Origin of the sequence: Phyllobacterium phragmitis (assembly GCF_002980495.1) — a bacterium.
In the GTDB taxonomy this organism is placed as follows: domain Bacteria; phylum Pseudomonadota; class Alphaproteobacteria; order Rhizobiales; family Rhizobiaceae; genus Paramesorhizobium; species Paramesorhizobium phragmitis.
Genome location: NZ_PVBR01000021.1, coordinates 68,026 through 94,802, shown reverse-complemented (window position 1 = coordinate 94,802; position 26,777 = coordinate 68,026). Strand labels below are relative to the sequence as shown.

The following is a 26,777-nucleotide window of genomic DNA, read 5'->3' as shown; positions in this document are numbered from 1 at the left end:
AACAAGCTCAAACAGTTCCGACGCGTCGCAACTCGATACGACAAGCTCCTCTCCAATTTCATGGGGTTCGTCAAACTCGCCGCAATCGCCATCTGGCTCAAATAGTTAAATCGTCACTACGACCTAGTGAAGACATGCCGATTTCTGACCGCGGTTTTGGCGCTTTCACTGGGTGCGGCAGGGCAGGCGTCAAGTCAGGACTCCCCGCAGGAACCCGGCTCGACGCCTGCCCTAAATCTCGAGTTGAATGCGCTCGATACATCCGACAAAGGGTGTCGCCTGACCTTCGTGGCCGCCAATGAGCTGAGCGTCCAGTTGGACAAGGTGACGTTCGAGATGGTTCTCTTCAATGCAGAAGAAAGGGTCGAGCGCCTGGCCCTCCTCGATTTCAAGACATTGCCTGCGGGAAAGACCAAGGTACGCCGCTTCGATCTTGCCAATATCGCATGCGACAACATCAGCCGTATATTGATCAACGATGCGACGGAATGTTCGGGCGAAGGCGTTACCGAGGGTGCCTGCATCCGGCAGCTGAAGACCAGCTCCAAATCGTCCGTCCGTTTCGGCATCTGACAGCCGCTGCCTTATTGAAAAGAATGCATGAATGTATATCGCCATGAACAGGTTCAAAGTTCAGGATGGTTCCGAGGAAGCGTTCGAAACCGTCTGGAAAAACCGCGATTCGAGCCTGAAGGAATTGCCCGGCTTCGTGGAGTTCCATCTTCTGCGCGGGCCCCACAATGCGGATGAACACTACACGCTTTATGCCTCGCACACCGTCTGGCGCAGCCAGGACGATTTCATCGCCTGGACCAAATCCGAGCATTTCCGCAATGCGCACAAGAATGCCGGCAACAACAACGTGCTCTATCTGGGGCCGCCGCAGTTCGAAGGTTTCAACGTCGTCGAAGGAGTCTGATTCCACCTGAGCGCGCCTTATCGAGTGCCGAGAAGCGTTCCCCGGGCCGTGAAACCCGGGGAGATCCATCTATGAGGCGATTTGACGCATCGCCCTGTTTCAGCTGTAAACAATGAGTTTTCCGACACGCCGGAACGCATTTTTCCATTTAAAGCTGGTACTTTCACTCAAGTTTAGAATTATTCTAACCTATTGATATCTAGAACTATTCCAAAAGATAGAATTTGACATTTCGGCCCCTCCTCCCCCATATGAGGGGGTACTCGTGAAGTGCAACCCTTTGATGTTTGGGCCTTTAACCCTTGCGATTGGAGGAACCTGTGGTCGGTTCACCATGGCTGTTCAATAAAGCAGCCGCGTCTCTCTGGAACAGACAAAGATATTCCGCGCTGGAAGTGCGCCTTCATCTTGGCGCTTCCTCGCCGAAGACTTGTTGCCCAAACACCATATATTTGCGTGGCGCTGGTCCTGACATGGGTTTTGCATTCTGATGCTTGTGTGTCATTGCAACATTATTACCCAGAAAGAGATCGAGGACATGATTGTCTCGCTCCTCGATGAAGATTGCTGGCAACTCATTGTTCCCGCAAAAGTCTACCATGCTCTCCAGAAGCGCGGGCGCTGCTGTGGATGCTTCCCAAACGTTGTCGAAACGATCATAAGAGTGACTGAAGAATATCATCTTCGGCACGACCAGAACGATAACGAAGTCATATCGTTTATCGATCGTGTTCGTTCGCTACGTCAGCAATACGGGAGCATACAGCATGAAGGGCGACATAAAGGTCATCGAGCGGCTTAACGAGGCTCTGTTCCTCGAACTGGGGGCGGTCAATCAATATTGGCTGCATTACAGGCTTCTCGATGATTGGGGCTATAAGCGCCTCGCCAACAAGGAGCGGGCGGAATCCATCGAAGAGATGCATCACGCCGACCGCATCATCGAACGCATCATCTTCCTCGAAGGTCATCCCAACCTGCAAACCGTCGCACCGCTGCACATCGGGCAGAATGTCAAGGAAGTGCTGGAGTCGGACCTCAAGGGCGAATATGATGCCCGCACCTCCTACAAGAAATCCCGCGAAATCTGCGACGAGCTTGGTGATTACGTTACCAAACAGCTTTTCGACGAGCTTTTGAAGGATGAGGAAGGCCATATCGACTTCCTCGAAACCCAGCTCGACCTGCTCGCCAAGATCGGCGAGGAGCGCTACGGACTGCTCAATGCAGCCCCGGCGGATGCAGCGGAATAACCGTTCGCACGATGATGGGATGACGACGACCGGGTTCAAAACCCGGTCGTTTCGTTTCAGTGGCTGCTTCTGCGAATGCTTGCGGCGATCAATGATGTGCGGGCATTTACGAAATGACCGTCTTTATGCTAAGCGGCCAAGCGCGCTCGTCACGGTCAAGATCGAACGAAGCGACGTTTGGGATTTGCACGGGATGGCCATCTAATGCAGAAGAATGAGGACGCACTGACATTCAGGAAAGCCGTCCTCCGCGATCTGCCTGATATCGTTGCGATGTTGGCGGATGATGAACTCGGAGCCAAGCGGGAGGATACGAGCCTCCCCTTACATGGGAGATATCTCTCGGCGTTCGAGGCGATCGACCGTGATCCCAACCAGTTTCTTGCCGTTGTGGAAGCCGAAAACAAAATTGTCGGCTGCCTACAAATATCCTTCATTCCTGGTCTGTCGCGCATCGGCCTCTGGCGCGGCCAGATCGAGAGCGTAAGGATTGCGCGCGATTTTCGCGGCGGCGGCATCGGCCGAAAGATGATCGGCTGGGCGATCGAGCAATCCCGGGCACGCAATTGTGGTGTCCTGCAGCTGACGACCGACAAGTCGCGTGTCGATGCCCACCGCTTTTACAAATCATTGGGCTTTGTCGACAGCCACGAGGGCATGAAGCTGACGCTGTAGAGCGGTTCACTTTTAGACGGAAACGATACGTTCAGTCATTCCTCAATCTTTACGGTGGCAATCACCCTATTCCAACCGTAGCAACAGCGGCATCGGCGAGGCATGGATTCCTGTGCTTGTCACAGGAATCCATGCCTCACCATCTCCACAGTTCCGACGGTGCCGAATGTAAGGCCCGGCGTTTCCATCAGATTGGGACCCACTCCGAAATCAAAGGGCGCCGGTTTCCCCGCGCCCCTCATATTTCGCTGGAGATCGAAATCCCTTATTGCGGCAGCTTGTCGTCGACGCCTGCGACGTAGAAATTCATGCTGAGAATGGCTTTGTCATCGGCGGTTTCGCCTTCCTTCAGCCATTCCGATCCGTCCTGTTTCTTGATCGGGCCGGTGAAGGGCTTCAGCTCTCCAGAGGTGATCTTCGCCTGGGTTTCCTCGGCCATTTTCTTCACATCGTCAGGCATGTTTGTATAGGGCGCCATGACGACCAGCCCCTCATGCATGCCGTGGAAGATGTTCTGCGATTTCCATGTGCCGTCAAGAACGGCTTGGGCGCGCTCGATATAATACGGTGCCCAATTGTCGACGATCGATGTCAGCTGCGTCTCGGGACCGAACTTGATCATATCAGACGCCTGACCGAACGCCTTGATGCCGCGCTCCGCCGCCACCTGCATGGCTGCGGTGGAATCTGTGTGCTGGGTGATGATGTCGACACCCTGGTCGATCAGCGCCTTGGCGGCGTCCGCTTCCTTGCCTGGATCGAACCAGGAATTCACCCAGATCACTTTCACCTTGAAATCCGGATTGATCGACTGCGCGCCGAGCATGAAGGAATTGATGCCCTGCACGACTTCGGGGATCGGAACCGAGGCGATATAGCCGGCGACACCGGCCTTCGACATCTTGGCGGCTATCTGGCCCTGGATGTAGCGGCCCTCATAGAAGCGCGAATTATAGACCGAAACGTTTTCGGCGGTCTTGTAGCCGGTCGCGTGTTCGAACTTCACATCCGGGAATTTCTTGGCGACCTTGATCGTGGGATCCATATAGCCGAAGGATGTAGTGAAGATCAACTTGTTGCCCGCACGCGCCAGACGCTCGATCGAGCGCTCCGCATCCGCACCTTCCGGCACGTTTTCCAGGAAAGTCGTCTCGACCTTGTCGCCGAGCGCGGCCTCAAGCGCCTTGCGGCCCTGATCGTGCTGATAGGTCCAGCCGAAATCACCGGGCGGGCCGATATAGATAAAGCCCACCTTGAGCTTCTCCTGAGCATGGGCGGCGCCACCCAAAGCGAAGCTCGCCACCGCGGCCAGCGCCAGAAGCATCTTTTTCATATTGCCTGTTCTCCTGTTGATAACGCATCCTGAATGACAGGAATGTTCCCTTGTACTTGTCATCGGTCCGGAACGAATGGTTTCCCGAGCGAAGCCGGGGTGTTCATCATCGTCAGCCGCCTATTCCGCGAGATTAGAACAAGAACCAGTATCGTTGCCAGATAGGGCAGAGAAGAAAGAAGCTGCGACGGCAGGCCGATCCCCAGGGCTTGCGCATGCAGCTGGCCGATCGTCACCGCACCGAAGAGATAGGCGCCGACCAGGACCCGCCATGGCCGCCACGAGGCAAAGACCACGAGCGCCAACGCGATCCAGCCTCGCCCGGCTGTCATGTTCTCGACCCATTGCGGGACATAGACGAGCGACAGCTGCGCCCCGGCAAGGCCGGCACAGGCGCCGCCGAAAAGCACGGCGAGATAGCGCGTGCGCACCACGTGGACGCCGAGCGCATGGGCCGAACCATGATTGTCGCCGATGGCGCGCAGCGTCAATCCGGCCCTTGTGCGGAAGAGGAACCAGCTGACGCCTGCGACCAGCAGGATCGACAGATAGAAGATCGGGTCCTGCCCGAACAAAAACCGTCCGACCAGCGGAAGCTCCGTAAGATAGGGAATTCGGATTGGCTCCAAGCGGATGCCTGGCAGGCCAACGAAAGGCTCGCCGATCATGGCGGAGACGCCGAGACCGAGAAGGGTGAGAGCCAACCCGCTCGCGACCTGATTGGTCACCAGCGTCAGGGTCAGAAAACCGAACAGCAGCGAGAAGGCGGCGCCCGCCAGGATGGCGGCGAACATGCCGAGCCATGCGGAACCCGTTAGCTGCGCGACGGCAAATCCGGTCACCGCGCCCATGATCATCATGCCCTCGACGCCGAGATTGAGAACGCCGGAGCGCTCCACCACCAGTTCTCCCATCGCCGCTATGAGTAGCGGCGTGGCGGCCGTGGCGATCGTCAGGAGGATGGCTTGTGTCATGTCCATCGTCATCGCTCCCGCACAGGCTTGCCGACCGGCGTGGAAACCAGCCGGATGCGGTAGTGGATCAACGTATCACTCGCCAGAACGAAGAACAGGATCATACCCTGGAAGACACGGGCCGATCTTTCCGAAATGCCGATAGCCACCTGCGCCGCCTCGCCGCCGAGATAGGACAATGCCAGGACAAACCCGGCCGCCACGATCCCCAGCGGATTGAGCCTTCCCAGAAAGGCGACGATGATGGCCGTGAAGCCGTATCCCGGCGAAATGCTCGTTCGCAGCTGGCCGATTGCGCCTGATACTTCCGAGATTCCGGCAAGCCCGGCCAGAGCGCCGGAGACGAGGAAGACGAAGAACGTCATCCTGCCCGCGCTGAAACCGGCGAAGCGCCCTGCCCGCGGGCTGTTTCCCAATACCCTGACCTCGAAGCCCTTCATCGTCCGCGACAGGAGGAACCAAAGTCCGAGCGCTGCGACGAGGGCCAGGATGATGCCCCAATGGGCTCGGCCGGATGCCGTCCATATTTCCGGCAGGATGGCGGAATCGTTGAACTGCCGCGTCTCCGGAAAATTATAGCCCTCGGGATTGCGCCAAGGGCCGCGCACGATCCAGTCGAGAAAGAACTGCGCGACATAGACCAGCATCAGGCTCGTCAGGATCTCATTGGTGTTGAAGCGGACCTTCAGGAAAGCCGGAATGGAGCCATAAGCGGCACCGCCGGCCATGCCCATCAGCAGCATCAGCGGCAACACGATCCAGGATTGGAATTCGGGGAACATGACGGGAAGGATCGAGCCGGCAATGCCGCCGGCGATGAACTGGCCCTCGGCGCCGATGTTCCAGTTGTTGGAGAGATAGCAAAGCGAAAGGCCGACCGCGATGAGGACCAGCGGGGCCGCCTTGACCATGAGTTCGTGCAGGGACCAGACATCGAGAAGCGGTTCGACGAAATAGACGTAAAGCGAGGTCAGCGGGTCCTTGCCCATGAGGGCGAAAAGCGCCGCGCCGGCAATCAGCGTCAGAGCCAGCGCGATAAGCGGAGAAAGCGCACTGAACAGGACAGAATGCTGTGGCCGCTTGACCAGTTCGATACGCATTACGCCATTCCGCCCACACTTGCATGCCCCGCATCGGCACCGCCCATCATCAGGCCGATCTTCTCCAGCGTCACGTCGCGTATGGGAAGCGCTTCGGAAAGGGTGCCGTGATTCATCACTGCTATCCTGTCGCAGATTTCCAGCAATTCATCCAGATCCTGGCTGATGATCAGGACGGCGGATCCGCTGCGCGCCAGATCGATCAGCGCCTGCCGGATATGCGCCGCCGCCCCCGCGTCGACACCCCATGTCGGCTGGTTGACGACGAGAACGGCGGGCTTGCGGTCCAATTCGCGCCCGATGATGAATTTCTGCAGATTGCCGCCGGAAAGTGCCGACGCATCGGGATTTTCGCCGCTCTTGCGGACATCCATCATCTTGACGATGCGTTTTACGGCAGATTGCAATGTGTCCTGCGCCAGCATTTTGAGCGATCCGCCGCGCAGGAATGTCCTGCTGTCGGTGCTGTAGCGCGAGAGGAACAGATTGTCGGTCAACGGCAATTCCGGCACGGCGCCATGTCCCAGGCGTTCTTCGGGCACGAATGCCGCGCCAAGCTGCCTGCGCCGCGAAATGCCGGCCCGTCCGGCAGCGACCCCGCCGATACGAATGATATCGGGGCCGGCCTGCGTCACCTCACCCGACACAGCTTCGAAAAATTCGCCCTGCCCGTTGCCGGCGACGCCGGCGATCCCGACGATCTCGCCACTTTGAACGGAAAGTCGCATGTCGCGCAGCGCCGTGGAAAAAGGCCCGCGCGGCGGCTGGCTCAGCCCGGCGATTTCAAGCAGCGCCTCGCCCTCCCCGCCAGCCGGAGCCTCGCGATGAACGACCTGGATGTCGTTGCCGACCATCATCCGCGCCAGCGATGCCGCCGTTTCCTGGCGGGGATCGCATTGCGCCACGACCTTGCCGTGGCGCAACACGGTCGCGCGGTCACAGAGCCGTTTCACCTCCTCCAGGCGATGACTGATATAGAGGATGGACTTTCCCTCGGATCGCAGCCGTTCCAGCGTGACGAACAGGCGATCGGCTTCCTGCGGGGTCAGGACAGATGTCGGCTCATCCAGGATGATGAGATCCGGTTCCTGCAGAAGACAACGGATGATCTCGATGCGCTGGCGTTCGCCCACCGAGAGATCGCCGACCAGCGCATCGGGATCGAGCGGCAGTCCGTAGGCCTGGCCGATGTCGCGTGCGCGATTGGCTATATCGGACAGCGGAATGGCCTTGTCGAGTGAAAGCGCGATATTTTCAGCTGCCGTCAGCGAGTCAAAAAGCGAAAAATGCTGAAAAACCATGCCGATGCCGAGAGAACGTGCGACGGCAGGGCTGGCAATGCCGACGGTCTGCCCTTTCCAGAAGATCTCACCCGATACCGGCTGCAGCGAGCCGAACAGCATTTTCACGAATGTGGATTTTCCCGCGCCGTTTTCGCCGAGAAGAGCATGAATCTCACCGGTCCGAATGACGAGATCGATCGCGTCACACGCTACGAGATTACCGAAATTCTTGGTGATCCGGCGAACATCCAGAAGAGGCTGGTCCGTGGAAGTGACTGACATAGTTCCCCAAAGGCATTATTGTCGGCGATCTTATGACGGCACCGGCAATATTGGGAAGTGGAAAAGCTCACGCACCGTGAATTTCGCACATCAAAGATGCAGCGGCAACGCCCGCCTATGGAATAAGCACCGTCGTGCCTGTCGTTTTGCGACCTTCCAGGTCGGCGTGGGCTTTGGCGACATCGCGCAGCGGGTAGCTCTGGTTTATCTTGACCGAAACGGCACCGCTCTCGATAACCGAAAAGAGATCCTTCGCGGAAGTCTCAAGGTCCTGCCGCTTGGCGATATAGGCGAAGAGCGATGGCCGTGTGGCGAAGAGCGAACCCTTTTGCCCCAGGAGCCCTATATCGAATGGCGGTATGGAACCTGAGGACTGGCCAAAGCTGACGAACATGCCGAACGGCTTGAGGACATCGAGCGAACCTGGAAAGGTGTCCTTGCCGACCGAATCATAGACCACATCGACGCTCTGGCCGTCGGTCAATTCCTTCACGCGCGCGACGAAATCATCGGTGCGATAGTTGATGACGTGGTCGTAGCCATGGGCCTTTGCAAGCTCGATCTTTTCCGGCGATCCGGCGGTCCCGATGACGGTTGCGCCCAGATGCTTTGCCCATTGCCCGGCAATAAGGCCGACGCCGCCGGCTGCGGCATGGAACAGGATGGTGTCACCCTTCTTGACCTTGAACGTCCGGCGCAGAAGATATTGCGCCGTCATGCCTTTGAGCATGACCGAAGCGGCGGTCTGCAGATCGATGGCATCCGGCACAATCACCAGGCGATCGGCGGCGACGATGCGCTCATCAGCATAGGATCCCGGCGACGCGACATAGGCGACGCGGTCCCCCGGCTTTACATGACTGACATCGGGCCCGACGGATATGACAGTGCCTGCGCCCTCATTGCCCGGGATGAACGGGAGCGCGGCTGCCTTATAAAGACCGGTGCGGAAATAGACGTCGATGAAATTGAGGCCGATGGCTTCATGCCGAATCTTGGCCTCGCCGGGGCCCGGCTCGCCGATTTCCACCGTTTCGTAGGAAAGAACCTCGGGGCCGCCGACTTGATGAACGCGAATGGCGTGGATCATGTTACGCTCCATTATCCGAGGCGCCGACACGCCCCAATCGTGGGAAAAACTGCATCAGTGCGCCGATGCAGTAAAGATAAATACCGGTAATCGATACGCTGATGCGCACCCACAGCGGCGCGTCGAGCGCATAGAGAAGCGCCAGCGCACCAAGGGCGCACCACAAAATGAAAACCGTAAGATTGAGCGGCCGCAGGCGAACGACGCGGACGGGGTGCAAGAAATAGACCGGCACGAAGGACAGGATCGCGGAGACGACCACCGTTGCGAACGCGATCCATTCTCCCGGTTTGACGATAAACAGCGTGAAAACCACCATATTCCAGACAACGGGAAATCCCTTGAAGAAGTTCTCGTTCGTCTTCATGCTCGTATCGGCATAATAGATCGCGCTCGATATCACGATGATCGCGCCCGACAGGAAGGAAAGCCCCTCGCCCATGAAGCCGCTCTGATAGAGCGCAAAGGCCGGGATCAGCACATAAGTGACATAGTCGATGATATTATCGAGGAGTTCGCCGGACCAGGTGGGCAGAACATATTTTACGTCGAGCTTGCGGGCGATCGGCCCGTCTATGCCGTCGACGAACAGGGCCAGGCCGAGCCACCAGAACATGGCGGTCCAGCGATCCTCGCTCGCCGCGACGATGGAAAGGAACGCCAGAAATGAACCGGACGCGGTCAGCAGATGAACCGAAAAAGCCTTGGCCTGCGGAGCAGTGACCCTTTTAGTTCTGATTTTTCCACCCAGTTTCGTTTTCACGTGTTTTGCCGATTCTTTCTGCCGGTCCTGATGTAAGGCGTTTTCGTGCAGTCAGCTTTTCTCAAATAATCCTTAAAGAGCAAGGGAGCTATCCCATAAATCGCATTTCATCCCATGGAAGATGGCTTGCGCGACAATTTTTCCGTGCCTTTTGCCTTGTCCAGACATAGATGATGCTTTCGTAGGCAATACCAAGGCTTGAGCCAAGGTTCGAATGAGCCAAGTAGGATTGGGATCGGGACGCGAGGAAATACACATGGTCGGCAAGATTGCGAAGGAAATCGTCATCGCGGGCAGCGGCCCAGCGGGAATGATCGCGGCGCTGGCACTTGCCGCCGACGGCCATGACGTGACGCTCGTTGGACCAGCCGTCGGCGAAAACGACCAGCGGACGACGGCGCTGATGATGCCGGCGATCGGCTTTCTGGAACGGCTTGGCATATGGCAAACTATTTCGCCCGAGGCCGCGCCTCTGGCGACCATGCGGATCGTCGATGCCACCGGCCGCCTGATCAGGAGCCCCGCCGTCACATTCCACGCCGGCGAAATCGGCGAAGCGGCGTTCGGATACAATATGCCGAACACCGTCCTGAACAAGGTTCTTTCCGGCGCCGTCGACGTCAACCGGCGCATCAGTCGCATCCTTTCATCCGCAACCCGTTACAGACATTCGGCAAACGGGGTCGTCATCGAAACCGATGATGGCCATGAGATGGCTGCGCGGCTTCTCGTCGCCTGCGACGGACGTGGTTCGCTTGCCCGCGAGGCAGCGGGAATCCAAACCCGCCGCTGGAATTATCCGCAGACGGCCGTCGTCCTGTCTTTCACCCATGCACTCGAGCATGAGAACATTTCGACCGAGTTCCACACCGAAGACGGACCTTTCACCCAGGTTCCCCTGCCCGGACGCCGTTCCAACCTCGTCTGGGTCGCCAATCCTGCGCTTGCCGATACGCTGATGGCACTCGATCCGGTTGCGCTGGCACAGCATGTCGAGGAGCGTATGCAATCGATGCTCGGCAAGATCGCGGTTGAAACGAAACAGCAAGCCTGGCCACTGTCGGGCCTCGTCCCCAATGCCTTCGCCGCCAACCGGACCGTTCTTGTCGGTGAAGCCGCGCATGTCTTTCCTCCCATCGGTGCGCAAGGGCTCAATCTCGGCGTGCGCGATGTCGAAACACTTCTGAACGCGCTGAAGACTGATCAAGACGATGTCGGCTCTGAACACGTTACCCGCGCCTATGACAGGCTGCGGCGTCCGGATGTCCTGGCGCGCACGGGGTCGGTCGATGCCCTGAACCGTTCGCTCCTGACGGGCTTCCTGCCCGCGCAGCTGGCGCGCAGCATGGGGCTGGAGCTCCTGCGCTCGTTTGCGCCGCTCCGCAGCTTCTTCATGCGCGAGGGGCTGCGCCCCGGCAGCGGTTTCAGCGGTATCCTCTCAGCGCGGCACCCAAAAGTCAGGCGGCAATAGTCCTTCCTTCATGGAATAGAGCAGTATCGTCAGCGTTATGACCGAAAAAACGGTGGTCGCCAGAATGCTGGTCGAAGCGCGTTCGACCCATACGCCATATTGCTGAGCGATCACGAAAACATTGGTCGCCGTGGGCAGCGCCGCCATGAGCATGGCGGAGAACACCCAAACAGGCGGGAAATCTCCGAGAAGATTGAGAGCGACATAGACGATCAGCGGATGCAGGATCAGCTTGATCGGCACGATCAGGTAAAGCTCCGTCGGCACTCTCTTCACGGGACGCAGCGCCAGCGTGACACCCATGGCGAATAGCGCACATGGCGCCGCTGCGCCGGCAAGAAACTCGACGATGCGCGCCGCGGCGGGGGGAAGTTGCAGCTCGAACACCGCTGCTGTGATGCTGACTACCGTCGCAATGATGAAAGGATGCGTGACGATCTTCAGCACCACATCACCCATCAATGGCAGCAGGCCGCGCTTGTCGTCGCCGGCAAGCGCCATCATCAGCGGTGCGACAGTGAAATGCAGGGCATTGTCGAAGCAGAAGACCATGGCAACGGGAACGGCAGCGGCCGGCCCGAAAGCCAGTAGCGCCAGACCCGGCCCCATATAGCCTATGTTTCCGTAGGCGGCGGCAAGCCCCTCGATGGTGCTGCTTGCGATATTGCGCCGCGACCGCGCCATCGCGATGGCGAACATCAGCGAAAACACGATGAAGGTGGACAAAGTGGTGCCCACGACGAAGCGCCATTGCGTGAGTTCGGCTACCGGCGTTTTCGACAAAAGCTGGAAAAACAGGGCCGGCAGCGCCACATAAATAATAAAGGTATTCATCCAGCCCAGCGCCTCGACAGGCTGCCGGGTGATGCGGGCAACGACAAAACCGATGAATATCAATCCGAAGAAGGGCAGAACAAGGTTGAGAATGCTGACCATCAGTGGGCAAACCGTTGATTTTTAATGGATACAAATGTGCGAGGGACTGATAGGTCAGGGCATACCCGAGTTCAGCATATGGTAGTGATATCAAATACAATGGGCATAACACAGATCAAGCACGCGAAATTCCAGATCGGCCAGGTTGTCAAGCATCGGCTGTTCCCCTTTCGCGGCATCATTTTCGATGTCGATCCGGAATTCGCCAATACCGAAGAATGGTATCAATCGATCCCCGAAGACGTGCGACCGCACCGGGACCAGCCGTTCTATCATCTGCTCGCTGAAAATGCGGAAAGCGAATATGTCGCCTATGTCTCGGAACAGAATTTATTGCCCGACACCAGCGGTGAGCCACTGCGCCATCCCCAGATAAAGGATCTGTTCGAGAAAGTGGAGAACGGTCTTTACAAGGTGAAAATCCAGCACGCGCATTAGGGCTGTTCCTATTTTGTCGAAATCGCCCGGCCTTCCACTATTCTTCACCGCCGGAATTGCGGAGATGCCTCGACGATGCCGCGTTGCTACGGTTGGCATACGTTGTCACCGAGTGAGAAGCGCCTGAACGCTTCCTTTTCGCCTGAAAGTGAACGGCTCCAAGACATCTTGCGAGTGCGAATACAAAAAGGGACGCTTGTGGCGTCCCTTTTTCTTACTTTTGCGAGGCTTGGATCAGATCAGTTGCCGGCCTTGGCCTTTTCCTGCTCCGCTTTCATCTTGGCCTCAAATTCCTTCTGGCGCTTCTGAACCGCGTCCTGAAGCTCCTTCTGGCGTGCTTCCAGTTCCGGCTGCTGCAGGCCCGGGCCGGTCAGCGCCTGGGAAAAACCAGTCAGCGAAACGTTGATCGGGTTTGGCTTGTTCTGGAAGTTGACGGAGGTCAGCGTAAGCTTGCCGCCTTTCTTCAAGGCATTGACCAGTTCGTCGGACAGCGCCACTTCGGCGATGCAGCGATCGGGAAAGCAGATGCCGTAATCGATCTTCTGCGTTTTATTGGCGTCAACCTGCAGGCCGACGCCCGCCTGGATCATACGGCCCGTGGGAACGGAAACCTGAAAAATCTTGCGGTTGATCTTGCCCTTGATCTCAATCAGATTGACCGCAGTCAAAAGCTGGCCGGAATCGGCAGTCACGATGTTCTGTGTGTTGCAGATATCGTTGTCTTCCTGCTTCGAGCAGACCTTGAACCATCCCTGAGGAGTCTGCTGCGCAGACGCCGGCAAGGTCGCGGTTGCAAGCAAGGCGAACGCGCCGGCAACAGCGGAGGCGGCAGCGAGTGTCTTCGTCATGGACATGATCAACAGGTTCCTTTCAACGCTCTGATCTCGGTTTCCAATTGATGGGTCACGATTGGCCTGTCAGTGGTGCCAAAATGCGGCAACAGCGTGACCCTTTGCTCGCAGGCGGTGTTACACTGCTTGGTCAGGCAAATCCAGCGACGTTTTTTGTTCGATGCAGGCCATTTCTTCGGAGAAACCGGCGCCTGCTACCAACAACCTACCATATTCGTGCTTATAAGATCCATGTTAGTTTTGACCGCGAATCATCGGCCAGCCCCGCGGGAGCAGGCCGTATCGACTGGAAATACCGAAATGCTCGGCAGATTTATTCGAAATATATCCATCGCCATCGGTATAGGCTTTGCAGGCCTGGTATCGGCAAATGCCGAACCGACCTACGGCATTGCCATGCATGGCGAGCCGGCGCTGCCTGCCGATTACAGCCATTTCCCCTATACCGATCCCGACGCTCCTAAAGGCGGCGCCATTACCTATGGCGTGGTCGGCACCTTCGACAGCCTCAATCCTTTCGTGCTGAAAAGCATGCGCACGACGGCGCGCGGCCTCTTTCTCGACGGCGAGTTCGGAAATCTCGTCTTCGAACCACTGATGGAGCGTTCCGCCGACGAGCCTTTCTCGCTCTACGGGCTGATCGCGGAAAAGGTCGAGATGGACCCGGAGCGCAAATGGATCGAATTCACACTCAATCCCAATGCGAAATGGTCCGATGGCCAGCCGGTCACTGTGGATGATGTCATCTTCTCCTTCAAACTCTTGGCGGAAAAGGGCCGCCCTCCTTTCAATAACCGCATGGATCGGATCGCCAGCATCGAGAAAGTCGGCGAGCGTGGCCTGCGTTTCACCTTCAACGACAAATCGAACCGCGAATTTCCGCTGCTCATCGCCACGACGATGCCGATCCTGCCGCAACATGCCGTCGATCCAGCCACTTTCGGCAATGCGTCGTTGAACGCGCCTGTCGGCAGCGGCCCCTATCTGGTCTCCAAGGTTCAGCCGGGCCAGCGCATCATCTACAAGCGCAATCCCGATTATTGGGCCAAGGATCTGCCATCCAAGCGCGGCACCGACAATTTCGATACGGTCACGGTCGAGTATTTCCGCAACGAGACGTCGCTTTTCGAAGCGTTCAAGAAGGGCATCCTTGATGTCCTGATCGAAGGCGACCCGATACGCTGGGAAAAATCCTATGATTTCCCGGCGGTCCGCCAGGGTCTCGTCATCAAGGACCGTTTTTCCAAGGGAACACCTGCAAACATGCTGGGGTTCGTCTTCAACACGCGGCGGGAAAAATTCGCCGATCGCAGGGTCAGGCAGGCGCTGACGGAACTGTTCGACTTCGAATGGACCAATCGTAATCTTTTCGATGGCCGCTACGAACGGACGGCTGGTTTCTGGGACGGCTCGGTGCTTTCCTCGATCGGCCATCCGGCAGATGCACGGGAAAGAGCGCTCTTGGCGAAATTCCCCAATGCCGTGCTGCCCGATGTCATGGACGGCACCTATCGTCCACCGACGACAGACGGCACCGGGCGCGACCGCGAGGCCACCAGGAAAGCCTTCGACCTGCTCAAGCAGGCCGGATACACGTTCCATGACGAAAAGGCGTTCGCCCCCTCAGGTACCCCGCTCACCTTCGAGATCATGACACGGACACCGGAAGAGGAGAAGGTCAGCCTCGCCTATGCGCGGACCCTGGGACGGCTCGGGATAACAGCCACGATCCGCACGGTCGATGACGCGCAATACCAGCAGCGGCTGCAGACCTTCGATTACGACATGATCCTCGGCGCGCTGACCTCATCGCTGTCGCCCGGCAACGAACAATGGGCGCGCTGGGGCGCGGCCTCGCGCGACATCCAGGGCAGCTTCAACTATCCGGGCGCAGCGGAACCCGCCATCGACGCGATGATCGAGGCCCTGATTGCGGCCCGCAGCCAGGAGGATTTCGTCAGCGCGGTCCGTGCGCTCGACCGCGTCCTCATTTCCGGCAACTATTATGTTCCCCTCTATCATCTGCCGAAACAATGGGTGGCGCGATGGTCGCGGATAAAGCATCCGGAACAGACGTCCCTCTACGGTTTCCGGTTGCCAACATGGTGGCATGATCCCAAATAGGTTGCATAGAGATTCGGCTTGATACCACGGGCAACCACCGGAGACCGACATGACGAACAAGCAGATCACAATCGATGTGATTTCCGATATTGTATGCCCATGGTGCTTCGTTGGCCGCAAACGGCTGGAGCGGGCGCTCGATCTCCTGCCGGAACTCGACGTTATCGTTCGCTGGCGGCCGTTCCAACTCGACCCCACCATTCCGCCGCGCGGCAAGGACCGCAAGGTCTATCTCAAGGATAAATTCGGCAGCCTGTCGCGTTCGGACGAAATGCACGACCAGCTGATCAAGCTTGGGGAAGAAGAAGACATCGAATTCGATTTCGACGCCATAGAGGTCTCGCCCAACACGCTTGACGCGCACCGCGTCATCCAGTGGGCGTCGCAGGCCAGGCCTGAAACGCAGGACCGACTGGTGGGCAAGCTCTTTTCGTTTTACTTCGAACAGGGCCTGAATATCGGCGATCACGAGGTGCTGATCGATGCCGCCTCTGCATCGGGGATGGACGGCCAGATCGTGGCGAGCCTGCTTGCAACCGATGCCGACCGCGAAAGCGTGCTGCAGGAGATTGAAACCGCGAACCGCATCGGCGTTCGCGGTGTCCCCTGTTATATCATCGACCAGAAATATGCCGTGATGGGCGCACAGCCCGCCGATGTCCTGGCCGATGCGATACGTCAGGCCGCCGACGGCTTCGAACCCGGAGCGGCGGAGGATCGCTGAGTAAATAGTGAGGTAGTGAGGTAGTGAGGTAGAAAATGCTTTATCTCACTATTCACTATTCACTATTCACTAATCTTCGCCAGTTGCATCATGATCACCGCCGCGCCATTGAGGCGCTTTTCGGGCGTTGGCCAATCGCGGATGAACACGATACCCTGATCCGGCCGGATCTTGGCCATCGAACCCTGTTCTCCGATCATCTTCACCAGCGCCGTGGCATTTGCGAAAGTCTTGTTGCGGAACTGGATCACAGCGCCCTTCGGCCCGGCATCGAGCTTCTCGACATTGGCCTTGCGGCATAGCGCCTTGATGAACACGATCTTGAGCAGATGCTGGACTTCCTCCGGCAGCGGACCGAACCGATCGATGAGTTCAGCGCCGAAGCCGTCGATCTCCTGCGGCTCCTCCAGATCGGCAAGCCGGCGGTAGAGGCCAAGCCGCAATTGCAGGTCCGGCACATAGCTTTCGGGGATCATGACCGCCGTGCCGATAGAAATCTGCGGCGACCAGCGCGCATCCTCGATCTCGCCGGTGCCTTTCAATTCAGCCACGGCCTCCTCGAGCATCTGCTGGTAAAGCTCGAAACCGACCTCGCGGATATGACCGGACTGTTCCTCGCCCAGAAGATTGCCCGCGCCGCGAATATCCATGTCGTGGCTTGCCAGCTGGAAGCCGGCTCCCAGCGTATCAAGCGATTGCAGCACCTTCAGGCGGCGTTCCGCGTTCTGCGTGAGCATGCGATTGGGCGGCAGGGTGAAAAGCGCGAAAGCGCGCAGCTTGGAGCGCCCGACGCGACCGCGCAACTGGTAGAGCTGCGCCAGGCCGAACATATCGGCGCGGTGGATGATCAAGGTGTTGGCGGTCGGAATATCGAGACCCGATTCGACGATCGTGGTGGAAAGCAGCACGTCGTACTGACCGTCGTAGAAGGCGTTCATGATATCGTCGAGTTCGCCCGGCGGCATCTGGCCGTGCGCCACGGCGACCTTCAACTCCGGCACATGACTGTCGAGAAACTCCTTCACCTCGGTCAGATCGGCGATGCGCGGACAGACATAAAAGCTCTGGCCACCGCGATAGCGCTCGCGTAGCAACGTTTCGCGGATGACCAGCGGATCGAAGGGCGAGACGAAGGTGCGGACCGCCATGCGATCGACCGGCGGTGTGGTGATCAGCGAAAGCTCGCGCACGCCCGTCAATGCCAGTTGCAGCGTGCGCGGGATCGGCGTCGCAGAAAGCGTCAGGACGTGGATGTCCGATTTCAGCTCCTTCAGCCGCTCCTTATGCTTGACGCCGAAATGCTGCTCCTCATCGATGATGAGAAGGCCGAGATTGTTGAAGTTGATGCCCTGCCCCAGAAGCGCGTGCGTGCCGACGACGATATCGATCTTGCCTTCCGCCGCACCCTTTTTAACCTCTGCGAGTTCCCTGGAACCGACCAGGCGCGAAGCCTGCGCGACATGGACCGGCAACCCGTGAAACCGTGTCGAGAATGTCTTGTAATGCTGGCGCGACAGAAGCGTGGTGGGAACGACGACTGCCACCTGATAGCCATTGAGCGCAGCGACAAAGGCGGCGCGTAGCGCCACTTCCGTCTTGCCGAAGCCGACATCGCCGCAGATCAGGCGGTCCATCGGCTTGCCCAGCGTCAGATCGTCCAGAACCGCATCGATAGCGGTCTGTTGATCCTCGGTTTCGTCATAGGGGAAGCGCGCGGCAAACTCCGCATAAACACCATCGGGCTGCGACAGCACCGGCGCGCCGCGCATCTGCCGTTCGGCGGCAATGCGGATCAGATGACCGGCGATCTCGAGAAGCCGCTTCTTGAGCTTGGCCTTGCGCGCCTGCCATGCGCCGCCGCCGAGCTTGTCGAGAGCTACATCCGACCCTTCCGAACCGAAGCGAGAGAGAAGCTCGATATTCTCGACGGGCAGGAACAGGCGGTCGTCGCCCGCATAATGCAGTTCGAGGCAATCATGCGGCGCGCCTGCCGCGGTGATGGTGCGCAGCCCGATGAAACGCCCGATGCCGTGATCGACATGGACGACGATATCGCCCGCCGCCAGCGCCCCGACTTCGCTGATGAAATCGCGATCGCGCTTCCGGCGCTTCGAATGCCGGACCAGCCGGTCGCCAAGAATATCCTGCTCGGCGACCACGACGAGATCGCCGGCATCGAAACCGCTTTCGATGAACAGAACGGTGGCGGTGATCTTGTCGCGCGACAACGCCTTGACAGTCGCAAGATTCTGCACCGTCTCTATCTTTTCCAGCCCGTGCTCGTCCAGGACCTGCATCAGCCGGTCGAGCGATCCTTCGCTCCATGCCGCAAGCAGCACCTTCTTGCCGGAAGTCCGCAGGCCGCCGATGTAGCTGACGACGCTTTCGAAGAGATTGGCATCCTTGGCGGCGCGCTCCTCGGCAAAGCTGTGGCCCTTGTGCACATCGGCGTGGACGACGCGGCGGTCCGGCATATCCGGCTGGCTGAAGGGCGTCAGGTCGATGCGTGTTCCCGCGCCTGCGGCAGCGGCTTCCACCTTCTCGGGTGAGAGATAGAGCGTTCCCGGCGCCACCGGCTTATAGGGAACCGCATCGCCCGGCTCCTTGCCGTCCGCCTGGCGTCTGCGCGCCTCATAATGATCGAGCACCATCTTATGGCGCTCAGCCAATGCCTCATGCGCCAGATGATCGAACACGACAGGCATATCGCCGGTATGGTCGAATATTGTTTCCAGACGGTCGTAGAAAAGCGGCAACCAATGCTCCATGCCGGCGAAACGCCTGCCCTCGGTGATGGCCTGATAGAGCGCATCGTCGCGAGACGGCGCGCCGAACGCCTGAATATAATTGCTGCGAAAACGGCTGATCGCATCGGGCGAAAGCGTCACCTCGCTCATCGGCTGAAGCGACAGTTCCGTGCGGGTGCCGGTGGTGCGCTGCGAGGCCGGATCGAAGGCGCGGATCGTCTCCAGCGTATCGCCGAAGAAATCGAGGCGCAGCGGCTCGTCCGAACCCGGGGCATAGAGATCGAGAATGCCGCCGCGCACGGCGAATTCACCGACGTCGCGCACCGTCGGAACGCGCTCAAATCCATTTCTTTCAAGGTGTTGCGCCAGAACGTTCATGTCGACGCGATTGCCCGGGCGGGCCACGAAAACCTGCTCGGCAATGGTTTCGCGCGGCGGCAGCTTCTGCAGCACGGCATTGGCCGTCGCCATGATGATACCCGGATGCTTTTTCTGCCGCAGCGCCACCATGCCGGCCATTGCCGCAAGCCTTCGGGCAGCCGCATCGGCGCCCGGCGAAACCCGGTCATAGGGCAGGCAATCCCAGGCGGGGAAATTCAGAACCGGGAGATCGGGACGGACGAAGCTTAAGGTCTGCTCGATATCGGCAATGCGCTGGCCATCGCGCGCGATGAACAGGACGGGACCGCCCTCGCCCATCTCCTCGACGATGCGGGCAAGGCAGAATGCCTCGAACCCATCCGCCACACCATCGATGACGATATGACGCGCGAGGCCGGGTTTCAGTCCGATTTTGGAAAAGACAGGCATGGTGGTTTCAGAATTTCATTCTTTTACGGAAGGCGATAATGTCGCGGAAAAGCGGCGTGTCGTATTCTTCAGGGGTGGCGGCCTCGCCCGTTACCCATTGTAGGAGATCGCGGTCGAGCACTTCCATCAGCCTTTCATATTCGTCGAGATCAGTGTCGGAAAGTTCCGCGATATATTCATCAGCATATTGGCCGAGGATCAGGTCCATCTCGCGCATGCCCCGATGCCAGGAGCGAAACAGGAGCTTGCGTCGCCGTGGATCGAGATCAGCGCTCGTGCGCGTGCTGCCCGTCATTGCCATCATGTCTCCAGATTGCCGCTTAATCATCGAAGCGGGAAAGTGCTGCGGTGCATATAGCGCGGGATGACGCTCCTGTCAGCCTTGCAAGGTAAAACGAACGCGGTAAAGCTGCATCCTATGCGCCCGTCCCTGCTCGATCCTTTCTTCGCCTCAGTTCGATCCCTTTCCGGCATCGGCCCGAAAGTGGCCGCCCTTCTGGCAAAATTGCTTGGCACCGAAGCACCCGGCGCGGAATCACGGGTCGGCCAGCTTCTCTTCCTGCCGCCGCACAGCATCATCGACCGGCGCAGCCGTCCGGGCATCGCCTTCGCGCAGGAAGGCGCCATCGTCACGCTCGAAGTGCGTGTCGACCGGCATCAGCCCGCGCCACGCGGGCGCGGCAATGTTCCTCACCGGGTGTTCGCCCATGACGACACGGGCGAAATCGCCCTGGTGTTCTTTCATGCGCAGCAGCCCTGGCTGGAAAGGACGATGCCGGAGGGCGAAACGATCATCGTCTCCGGCCGGATGGAATGGTTCAATGGCCGCGCCTCGATGGTGCATCCCGATCATATTACCAGCATCGAGGATGCGGCTTCGCTTCCGCTGGTCGAGCCGGTCTATCCGCTGACCGCCGGCCTGTCGCCGAAGACGCTGACGCGCGCCATACGCGAGGCATTGACTCGCCTTCCCCCGCTGCCCGAATGGATCGAGCCGGCGCTGCTGGCGCGCGAACAGTTCCCCAGCCACGAACAGGCGTTAAAGACACTGCACCAGCCGGAAGACCCGACCGATATCGCGCTCGAAAGCCCGCCGCGTCGCCGGCTCGCTTATGACGAGCTTCTGGCAGGACAGCTTGCGCTTGCGCTTGTGCGGCTAAAAACGCGAAAACTGTCCGGCAGGCCGCTTGATGGCGACGGGCATCTGGTCACCCGCGTGCTGGCGGCGCTGCCCTATTCGCTGACGGCCGGTCAAGAAGCTGCGGTGCACGATATCATCGCCGACCTCAAGGAGCCGGACCGGATGCTGCGGTTGCTCCAGGGCGATGTCGGATCGGGCAAGACGGTGGTCGGCCTGCTCGCCATGGCCCATGCGGCGGAAGCCGGCGGCCAGTCGGCGTTGATGGCGCCGACAGAAGTTTTGGCGCGCCAGCACTATGCGACCATCACGCCGATTGCGCAGAAGGCCGGGCTCAGGGCAGCGCTCCTCACCGGCCGCGAGAAGGGGCGCGAGCGCCAGCAGATCCTCGACGATCTGAAGGGCGGCGCGATCCATATCATCATCGGTACGCATGCGCTGTTCCAGGAGAAGGTCGAATATAGCGATCTGGTGCTGGTCATCATCGACGAGCAGCACCGCTTCGGCGTGCATCAGCGCCTGCAACTGACAGCCAAGGGCACGGCACCCGACATGCTCGTCATGACGGCAACGCCCATTCCCCGCACCCTGGTTCTGACGGCCTTTGGCGATATGGATGTATCCAAGCTCACCGAAAAACCCGCGGGACGCAGACCCATCACCACCGCGACCATTCCCATGGAGCGGATGGACGAACTGGTGGACCGCATGCGCACGGCTATTGTCGAGGGCCAGAAAATCTACTGGATCTGCCCGCTGGTGGAGGAATCGGAGCTTGTCGAACTCACCTCAGCTGAAGAGCGCTTCCAATCGCTGCAGCCGGTCTTTGGCGAGCAATTGGGCCTCATCCACGGGCGCATGAACGGCGCGGAAAAGGATGAGGCGATGCGCGCCTTCAAGAGTGGCGAAACGCGCATCCTCGTCGCCACGACCGTCATCGAGGTGGGCGTGGATGTCCCCGACGCCACCGTCATCGTCATCGAACATGCCGAGCGCTTCGGGCTGGCGCAATTACACCAGTTGCGCGGTCGCGTCGGACGCGGCGACAAGCCATCGACCTGCCTGCTTCTCTACAAGGGGCCGCTCGGTGAAATCGCCCATGCACGGCTGCAGGTCATGCGCGAGACCGAGGACGGCTTCCGTATCGCCGAGGAAGATCTCAAGCTTCGCGGCGAAGGTGAATTGCTCGGCACACGGCAATCGGGAACGCCCGGCTTCCGGCTGGCCGCGATCGAGGCTCATAGCGATCTCCTGGAGATCGCGCGCAAGGATGCGCGTCTGGTTCTGGAACGCGACCCGGATCTGGCAAGCGAGCGGGGCGCGGCATTGCGGCTCCTGCTCTACATTTTCGGGCGTGACGAGGCGGTGCGGCTGCTGCGGGCGGGATAGAGCGGTTCACTTTTCATCGGAAGCATTGGCGCGGTGATACCCCCCTCTGGCCTGCCGGCCATCTCCCCCTCAAGGGTGGAGATTAGGCTATGATTTCCGCTTTCGCTAATCGCACACGCAGCAGGTGACGTGCCGTCATCCATGACAGCTAATCTCCACCCTTGAGGGGGAGATGGCCGGCAGGCCAGAGGGGGGGTGGAGAAGCCCAACCACCCCATCCGGATAATCATTTCTTCGGCAATGGAATCGGGCAAGGCCAGGCGATTCCATCAAAACAGGAACCGCGCTTTAATCCTGCTCCGTTTTGGCGACAGCGCCGGCCTCTTCGGCCAAGGCTCTGGTTCTCGCCTGGAACTCGGGAGAGACGAGCCCGGCCGAGATCACCAGCTTGGCGCCCTCCTCCACCGACATCGAGAGATTGACGATATCGGATTTCGGGACGTAGAGCAAAAATCCGGAAGTGGGATTGGGCGTCGTGGGCAGAAAAACGGCAGCCGTTTTTCCGACATTTTCTTCCAGGATATCGGAAATCTCGCCTTCCGCATCCGTGGAGATGAATACGATCGCCCAGATGCCTTTGCGCGGATATTCGATAAGGCCGACGCGCTTGAACGTATTGGATTTTCCCGAAAGCACGGTTTCGAAAATCTGTTTCAGCCCGCGATAGACGCTGCGCACGAGCGGCATCTGATCGAGTAGATATTCGCCGAGCCTGATAATGGCTCTGCCAATGAAATTCGCCGTCAGGAAGCCCACGAGCGTCAGCAGAACGACAGCGACGATCAAACCGAAGCCCGGCACGGTGAACGGCAGATAATTGTCGGGATTATAAGCGTGGGGGATGAGTGGCTTTACCCAGCTGTCGACCCAGCCGACGAATCCCCATACCAGATAGGCCGTGATCGCCACCGGCGCCGCCACGACAATTCCGGTCAGGAGATAGTTCCTGAGCCGCATCATGCCGTTATCTCCAGAAAATGCATCAACCCTGCCCTATGGCCGTTATCTCCAGAATGGTCTAGCGCAGGGTCTTCGCAAAATGAACCGGAATCTTGCCTATTCCACCGTGACCGACTTTGCCAGATTGCGCGGCTGATCGACATCCGTGCCCATGAAGACGGCAGTGTAATAGGCCAGCATCTGCACAGGCAGAGCATAGATCAGCGGCGCGATGATCTCCGGCATATCGGGCAGGACGATCGTATCCAGCGTCTTGACATTGGCGTCCGCCGCGCCCTTGGCATCGGTGATCAGGATAATACGTCCGCCGCGCGCCGCCACCTCCTGCATATTGGAGACGGTCTTTTCGTAGAGCCGGTCGTGCGGCGCGATGACGATGACGGGCATCGTCTCGTCGATCAGCGCGATCGGACCGTGCTTCAACTCGCCGGCAGCATAGCCTTCGGCATGGATGTAGGAGATTTCCTTCAGTTTAAGCGCACCTTCCATGGCAAGCGGGAAGCTGGTTCCGCGGCCAAGATAAAGAACGTGCTTGACCTGCATCAGTTCGCGGCACACGGCCTCGATCTGCGGTGAAAGATGCAGCACCTCATTGGCGAAGCGCGGCACCTCCGACAAATGGCGGACGAGACGCTGCTCTTCCCCGGCGTCGATCGTGCCACGGTCCTTGCCGGCGGCGATGGCAAGCGAGGCCAGAACCGAGAGCTGGCAGGTGAAGGCCTTGGTCGACGCCACGCCGATTTCCGGTCCGGCCAGGGTCGGGAACACCACGTTCGATTCCCGGGCGATGGTCGATTCCTTGACATTGACGATGGAGGAGATATTCAGGCCCTGGCTCCTGCAATAGCGCAGCGAAGCCAGCGTGTCGGCGGTTTCGCCCGATTGCGAGACGAAGAGCGCAAGGCTGTCCTTCGACAGGGGCATTTCGCGATAGCGGAACTCCGAGGCGATATCGAGATCGACAGGCAGGCGCGCAATCTGCTCGAACCAGTATTTGCCGATAGAAGCGGCATAAAAAGCGGTGCCACAGGCGGAGATCGCCAGCCGGTCGATCTTGGAAAAATCGACCGGTACGCTCTCGGCTCTAGTCTTGCCGCTGGTAAAATCGAGATAATGCGCCAGGGTGTGGGAAATGACCTCCGGCTGCTCATGGATTTCCTTTTCCATGAAATGGCGGTGGTTGCCCTTGTTGACCAGTAAGGCCGTGCCGGTGGATTTCTGGATCGCACGGGAAACCACCGTGCCCTTCTCATCATAGATGGTGGCGCTGTTGCGCGTCAGAACCGCCCAATCACCATCGTCGAGATAGGTAACGGTATCGGTGAAGGGGGCAAGCGCGATGGCATCGGAGCCCAGGAACATCTCACCATCGCCATAGCCGATGGCGAGCGGCGAACCACGGCGGGCGCCGATCAGCAGATCATCCTCGCCGGTGAACAGGATCGCCAGCGCGAATGCGCCCCTGAGCAGCGGCAGGCTTTCACGCACGGCTTCCACCGGCGTCCTCCCCCTATCGAGTTCGCGTGTCAGCAATTGCGCCACGGCCTCGGTGTCGGTGTCGGTCTGGAAGAGATAGCCATCGGCTTCGAGAGCCGAGCGCAATTCGGCGAAATTCTCGATGATCCCGTTGTGGACGACGGCGAGCTTTTCCGTCGCATGGGGATGGGCATTGCGCTCCGTCGGAGCGCCATGGGTGGCCCAGCGCGTATGGCCGATGCCGATCGTTCCCTCCAGCGGCTCCGCAATCAGCCGCTTTTCCAGATTGACCAGCTTGCCTTCAGCGCGGCGGCGATCAAGCGCACCGTCCTCCAATGTGGCGACGCCGGCCGAGTCATAGCCGCGATATTCAAGACGCTTCAATGCATCGACCAGAAGCGGTGCAACAGGCCTGACGCCGACGATCCCGATAATGCCACACATAAAAGCGTTTCCCTTCCCTCAAAGACTAAAAATCAGCCGTGCGATCAGCGCGGTTGCGGCTTTTCCTGGATTTGCTCTAAACCCCGATCGCCGCGTCGGATATTCACAATAGATTTCAATTTCTTTCGCGATTGAATTCATCCAAAAGCAGCAAGAAATTCATCATTTCTCTGCCTTCTTCGTCGCCTTTATCGCGGCATATTGCTCCCGCAGAACGGCAGCGCGCCCTTCCTTGGTCACCTGCCTCGCCCGTCCGAAGGCCAAGGCGCTGTCGGGCACATCTTCGGTGATGACGCTGCCGGATGCGATATAGGCATTGGCGCCAACCGAAACCGGGGCGACCAGAGATGTGTTCGAGCCGATGAATGCGCCCTCGCCGATCTCGGTCCGCCATTTGTTGTAGCCGTCATAATTGCAGGTGATGGTTCCCGCCCCGACATTGGCACCAGCACCGACAAAGGCATCGCCGATATAGGAGAGATGGTTGATCTTCGCCCCCTTGGCGACGGTCGCATTCTTGACCTCGCAGAAATTACCGACCTTCGACTTCTCGCCGAGATCGGCGCCGGGCCGCAACCGCGCGAACGGGCCGATCTCCGCATTCGGCCCCACATGCGCGCCCTCCAGATGACAGAAGGAATGGATCAGTGCGCCGGATGCGATGCGTACGCCGGGGCCGAAAAAGACGTTGGGTTCAATGACGGCGTCGGCCGCGACCAGTGTATCATGCGAGAAGAATACCGTTTCAGGCGCAATCATGGTCACGCCGGCGAGCATGACGGAGCGGCGCTTGCGGTCCTGCCAGACGGCTTCCGCCTCGGCCAGTTCGACGCGCGTGTTGATGCCGATCACATTATCCAGCGGCACGTCTATGGCCGTCACCCTCTTGCCCTGGCGATGCGCGATCTCCACGATATCAGTCAGATAGAACTCACCCTTGGCATTGTCGTTGCGGACCGCATCGAGCAGAGGCAACGCAAGGTCGCCACGAATGGCCATCAGCCCGCCATTGCAGAAATTTATTGTTTTTTCTTCGAGTGTTGCGTCTTTTTCCTCACGTATGGCGACAAGCTTCCCCTCTGTTTCGATCAGCCGCCCATAACCAGAAGGGTCGGCTGGACGAAACCCCATCACCACGATGTCGAAACCTTGCGCCAGCTTGGAGCGGGCCTGGATCAGGGCGCTGTCCTCGATCAACGGCGTGTCGCCGAACACGATCAGCAGATCGTCATAGCCACGCGAGATAGCCTCGCGTGCTGCCAGAACGGCATGGGCGGTGCCGAGGCGTTCTTGCTGCACATAGGTAGAGACATTCGCAGAGATCTTCTCGACCGCCGCCTTCACCTCATCCGCGCCCCTGCCGACGACGAGGGCGATATCACCGTCGCCGGTGCTGCGAACAGCCTTGGCGACATGGCATATCAGGGGCATGCCTGCGATCTCGTGCAGCACCTTGGGCAGAGCGGATTTCATCCGCGTCCCTTCTCCGGCGGCAAGAATGATCGAGAGGCAGGTTCGGCTGGTCATGAGATGGATATCCGGTCGTTGCTGAAGGCAGGGTTATACAAGCCCGAAGCTTTATCACGAAAGCGTATAA

General features: G+C 59.1%; 23 protein-coding genes and 1 pseudogene. 11 read left to right on the top strand and 13 right to left on the bottom strand.

The features are described 5' to 3' along the window. From C5748_RS22215 to C5748_RS22190, 6 genes and pseudogenes are all read left to right on the top strand, one after another. Window positions 1–105, top strand: a pseudogene (locus tag C5748_RS22215) (IS5/IS1182 family transposase); the annotation flags it as partial. 51 nt (window positions 106–156) lie between these two features. Then, window positions 157–573, top strand: a complete 417-nt coding sequence (locus C5748_RS22210; RefSeq protein WP_245581919.1) for a hypothetical protein — start codon at window positions 157–159, stop codon at window positions 571–573. 31 nt (window positions 574–604) lie between these two features. Beyond that, the gene (hmuQ, locus tag C5748_RS22205) at window positions 605–919 is read left to right on the top strand and encodes a heme-degrading protein HmuQ (protein ID WP_105744436.1); all 315 of its coding nucleotides are present in this window, start codon (window positions 605–607) and stop codon (window positions 917–919) included. A 490-nt stretch (window positions 920–1,409) separates the two neighbouring features. Continuing rightward, on the top strand, window positions 1,410–1,721 hold the full coding sequence (locus C5748_RS28640; protein WP_105744434.1) for a (2Fe-2S)-binding protein: 312 nt from the start codon (window positions 1,410–1,412) through the stop codon (window positions 1,719–1,721). Further along, on the top strand, window positions 1,687–2,172 hold the full coding sequence (gene bfr, locus C5748_RS22195; RefSeq protein WP_105744432.1) for a bacterioferritin: 486 nt from the start codon (window positions 1,687–1,689) through the stop codon (window positions 2,170–2,172). Before C5748_RS28640 ends, bfr begins: the two co-directional genes overlap by 35 nt. Before the next feature lie 204 nt (window positions 2,173–2,376). Next, window positions 2,377–2,847, top strand: a complete 471-nt coding sequence (locus C5748_RS22190) for a GNAT family N-acetyltransferase (protein WP_105744430.1) — start codon at window positions 2,377–2,379, stop codon at window positions 2,845–2,847. Window positions 2,848–3,112: 265 nt separating this feature from the next. Here the strand turns inward: C5748_RS22190 and C5748_RS22185 are convergent, their stop codons facing one another. The 6 genes from C5748_RS22185 to pcsA all read right to left on the bottom strand — a co-directional run bounded on the left by C5748_RS22185 (window position 3,113) and on the right by pcsA (window position 9,672). Beyond that, window positions 3,113–4,180, bottom strand: coding sequence for a BMP family ABC transporter substrate-binding protein (locus C5748_RS22185; RefSeq protein ID WP_105744428.1), 1,068 nt, complete (start codon window positions 4,178–4,180; stop codon window positions 3,113–3,115). Window positions 4,181–4,239: 59 nt separating this feature from the next. Continuing rightward, the gene (locus tag C5748_RS22180; RefSeq protein WP_105744426.1) at window positions 4,240–5,160 is read right to left on the bottom strand and encodes an ABC transporter permease; all 921 of its coding nucleotides are present in this window, start codon (window positions 5,158–5,160) and stop codon (window positions 4,240–4,242) included. A gap of 2 nt (window positions 5,161–5,162) precedes the next feature. Continuing rightward, window positions 5,163–6,254: an ABC transporter permease gene (locus C5748_RS22175; RefSeq protein ID WP_105744424.1), complete on the bottom strand. Its 1,092-nt coding sequence runs from the start codon at window positions 6,252–6,254 to the stop codon at window positions 5,163–5,165. Continuing rightward, complete coding sequence (locus C5748_RS22170) at window positions 6,254–7,819, bottom strand: ABC transporter ATP-binding protein (RefSeq protein WP_105744422.1); 1,566 nt, start codon at window positions 7,817–7,819, stop codon at window positions 6,254–6,256. The genes C5748_RS22175 and C5748_RS22170 overlap by 1 nt, the downstream gene beginning before the upstream one ends. Before the next feature lie 115 nt (window positions 7,820–7,934). Further along, window positions 7,935–8,909 carry a quinone oxidoreductase family protein gene (locus C5748_RS22165; protein WP_105744420.1) on the bottom strand — a complete coding sequence of 325 codons (975 nt, stop codon included), beginning with the start codon at window positions 8,907–8,909 and terminating at the stop codon, window positions 7,935–7,937. A 1-nt stretch (window position 8,910) separates the two neighbouring features. Further along, the gene (gene pcsA / locus C5748_RS22160) at window positions 8,911–9,672 is read right to left on the bottom strand and encodes a phosphatidylcholine synthase (protein WP_105744418.1); all 762 of its coding nucleotides are present in this window, start codon (window positions 9,670–9,672) and stop codon (window positions 8,911–8,913) included. 256 nt (window positions 9,673–9,928) lie between these two features. On the opposite strand from pcsA, the gene C5748_RS22155 reads away from it, so the two are divergent. After that, the gene (locus C5748_RS22155) at window positions 9,929–11,143 is read left to right on the top strand and encodes a UbiH/UbiF family hydroxylase (RefSeq protein ID WP_425350287.1); all 1,215 of its coding nucleotides are present in this window, start codon (window positions 9,929–9,931) and stop codon (window positions 11,141–11,143) included. Here the strand turns inward: C5748_RS22155 and C5748_RS22150 are convergent. Next, window positions 11,111–12,079 (bottom strand): AEC family transporter, encoded by a 969-nt coding sequence (locus C5748_RS22150; RefSeq protein ID WP_105744415.1) that lies wholly within the window; start codon window positions 12,077–12,079, stop codon window positions 11,111–11,113. The two genes, C5748_RS22155 and C5748_RS22150, sit on opposite strands and share 33 nt — an antisense overlap. A gap of 99 nt (window positions 12,080–12,178) precedes the next feature. Between C5748_RS22150 and hspQ the strand changes: the two genes are divergently transcribed. After that, entirely contained in the window at window positions 12,179–12,517 is a 339-nt protein-coding gene (gene hspQ, locus C5748_RS22145) for a heat shock protein HspQ (RefSeq protein WP_105744413.1), read from the top strand. A gap of 239 nt (window positions 12,518–12,756) precedes the next feature. Here the strand turns inward: hspQ and C5748_RS22140 are convergent, their stop codons facing one another. Further along, window positions 12,757–13,371: an invasion associated locus B family protein gene (locus C5748_RS22140; protein ID WP_105744411.1), complete on the bottom strand. Its 615-nt coding sequence runs from the start codon at window positions 13,369–13,371 to the stop codon at window positions 12,757–12,759. A gap of 393 nt (window positions 13,372–13,764) precedes the next feature. On the opposite strand from C5748_RS22140, the gene C5748_RS22135 reads away from it, so the two are divergent. Both C5748_RS22135 and C5748_RS22130 read left to right on the top strand, forming a co-directional pair. Further along, a complete protein-coding gene (locus tag C5748_RS22135) occupies window positions 13,765–15,492 on the top strand; it encodes an extracellular solute-binding protein (protein WP_245581922.1) in 1,728 nt (575 codons plus the stop codon). Window positions 15,493–15,541: 49 nt separating this feature from the next. Continuing rightward, entirely contained in the window at window positions 15,542–16,216 is a 675-nt protein-coding gene (locus C5748_RS22130; protein WP_105744407.1) for a DsbA family oxidoreductase, read from the top strand. Window positions 16,217–16,278: 62 nt separating this feature from the next. Here C5748_RS22130 and mfd read toward each other — a convergent pair whose 3' ends face one another. Together mfd and C5748_RS22120 are read right to left on the bottom strand one after the other, a co-directional pair. Beyond that, window positions 16,279–19,773 (bottom strand): transcription-repair coupling factor, encoded by a 3,495-nt coding sequence (gene mfd / locus C5748_RS22125; RefSeq protein WP_105744405.1) that lies wholly within the window; start codon window positions 19,771–19,773, stop codon window positions 16,279–16,281. Window positions 19,774–19,780: 7 nt separating this feature from the next. Continuing rightward, window positions 19,781–20,068, bottom strand: a complete 288-nt coding sequence (locus C5748_RS22120) for an FAD assembly factor SdhE (protein ID WP_105744403.1) — start codon at window positions 20,066–20,068, stop codon at window positions 19,781–19,783. A 123-nt stretch (window positions 20,069–20,191) separates the two neighbouring features. Here C5748_RS22120 and recG point away from each other — a divergent pair, with 123 nt between their 5' ends. Continuing rightward, on the top strand, window positions 20,192–22,300 hold the full coding sequence (recG, locus tag C5748_RS22115; RefSeq protein ID WP_105744453.1) for an ATP-dependent DNA helicase RecG: 2,109 nt from the start codon (window positions 20,192–20,194) through the stop codon (window positions 22,298–22,300). 288 nt (window positions 22,301–22,588) lie between these two features. Here recG and C5748_RS22105 read toward each other — a convergent pair whose 3' ends face one another. From C5748_RS22105 to glmU, 3 genes are all read right to left on the bottom strand, one after another. Next, window positions 22,589–23,260, bottom strand: a complete 672-nt coding sequence (locus C5748_RS22105) for a DUF502 domain-containing protein (RefSeq protein ID WP_105744401.1) — start codon at window positions 23,258–23,260, stop codon at window positions 22,589–22,591. Window positions 23,261–23,356: 96 nt separating this feature from the next. Further along, the gene (gene glmS, locus C5748_RS22100) at window positions 23,357–25,180 is read right to left on the bottom strand and encodes a glutamine--fructose-6-phosphate transaminase (isomerizing) (RefSeq protein ID WP_105744399.1); all 1,824 of its coding nucleotides are present in this window, start codon (window positions 25,178–25,180) and stop codon (window positions 23,357–23,359) included. A gap of 162 nt (window positions 25,181–25,342) precedes the next feature. Beyond that, the gene (gene glmU, locus C5748_RS22095) at window positions 25,343–26,707 is read right to left on the bottom strand and encodes a bifunctional UDP-N-acetylglucosamine diphosphorylase/glucosamine-1-phosphate N-acetyltransferase GlmU (RefSeq protein ID WP_105744397.1); all 1,365 of its coding nucleotides are present in this window, start codon (window positions 26,705–26,707) and stop codon (window positions 25,343–25,345) included. Window positions 26,708–26,777: the final 70 nt, after the last annotated feature.

Coding starts and splice junctions, on each gene's coding strand:
- hmuQ (WP_105744436.1), top strand. CDS start 605: ATGTATATCGCCATGAACAGGTTCAAAGTTCAGGATGGTTCCGAGGAA.
- C5748_RS28640 (WP_105744434.1), top strand. CDS start 1,410: ATGCTTGTGTGTCATTGCAACATTATTACCCAGAAAGAGATCGAGGAC.
- bfr (WP_105744432.1), top strand. CDS start 1,687: ATGAAGGGCGACATAAAGGTCATCGAGCGGCTTAACGAGGCTCTGTTC.
- C5748_RS22190 (WP_105744430.1), top strand. CDS start 2,377: ATGCAGAAGAATGAGGACGCACTGACATTCAGGAAAGCCGTCCTCCGC.
- C5748_RS22185 (WP_105744428.1), bottom strand. CDS start 4,180: ATGAAAAAGATGCTTCTGGCGCTGGCCGCGGTGGCGAGCTTCGCTTTG.
- C5748_RS22180 (WP_105744426.1), bottom strand. CDS start 5,160: ATGGACATGACACAAGCCATCCTCCTGACGATCGCCACGGCCGCCACG.
- C5748_RS22175 (WP_105744424.1), bottom strand. CDS start 6,254: ATGCGTATCGAACTGGTCAAGCGGCCACAGCATTCTGTCCTGTTCAGT.
- C5748_RS22170 (WP_105744422.1), bottom strand. CDS start 7,819: ATGTCAGTCACTTCCACGGACCAGCCTCTTCTGGATGTTCGCCGGATC.
- C5748_RS22165 (WP_105744420.1), bottom strand. CDS start 8,909: ATGATCCACGCCATTCGCGTTCATCAAGTCGGCGGCCCCGAGGTTCTT.
- C5748_RS22155 (WP_425350287.1), top strand. CDS start 9,929: ATGGTCGGCAAGATTGCGAAGGAAATCGTCATCGCGGGCAGCGGCCCA.
- C5748_RS22150 (WP_105744415.1), bottom strand. CDS start 12,079: ATGGTCAGCATTCTCAACCTTGTTCTGCCCTTCTTCGGATTGATATTC.
- hspQ (WP_105744413.1), top strand. CDS start 12,179: ATGGGCATAACACAGATCAAGCACGCGAAATTCCAGATCGGCCAGGTT.
- C5748_RS22140 (WP_105744411.1), bottom strand. CDS start 13,371: ATGTCCATGACGAAGACACTCGCTGCCGCCTCCGCTGTTGCCGGCGCG.
- C5748_RS22135 (WP_245581922.1), top strand. CDS start 13,765: ATGCATGGCGAGCCGGCGCTGCCTGCCGATTACAGCCATTTCCCCTAT.
- C5748_RS22130 (WP_105744407.1), top strand. CDS start 15,542: ATGACGAACAAGCAGATCACAATCGATGTGATTTCCGATATTGTATGC.
- mfd (WP_105744405.1), bottom strand. CDS start 19,773: ATGCCTGTCTTTTCCAAAATCGGACTGAAACCCGGCCTCGCGCGTCAT.
- C5748_RS22120 (WP_105744403.1), bottom strand. CDS start 20,068: ATGACGGGCAGCACGCGCACGAGCGCTGATCTCGATCCACGGCGACGC.
- recG (WP_105744453.1), top strand. CDS start 20,192: ATGCGCCCGTCCCTGCTCGATCCTTTCTTCGCCTCAGTTCGATCCCTT.
- C5748_RS22105 (WP_105744401.1), bottom strand. CDS start 23,260: ATGATGCGGCTCAGGAACTATCTCCTGACCGGAATTGTCGTGGCGGCG.
- glmS (WP_105744399.1), bottom strand. CDS start 25,180: ATGTGTGGCATTATCGGGATCGTCGGCGTCAGGCCTGTTGCACCGCTT.
- glmU (WP_105744397.1), bottom strand. CDS start 26,707: ATGACCAGCCGAACCTGCCTCTCGATCATTCTTGCCGCCGGAGAAGGG.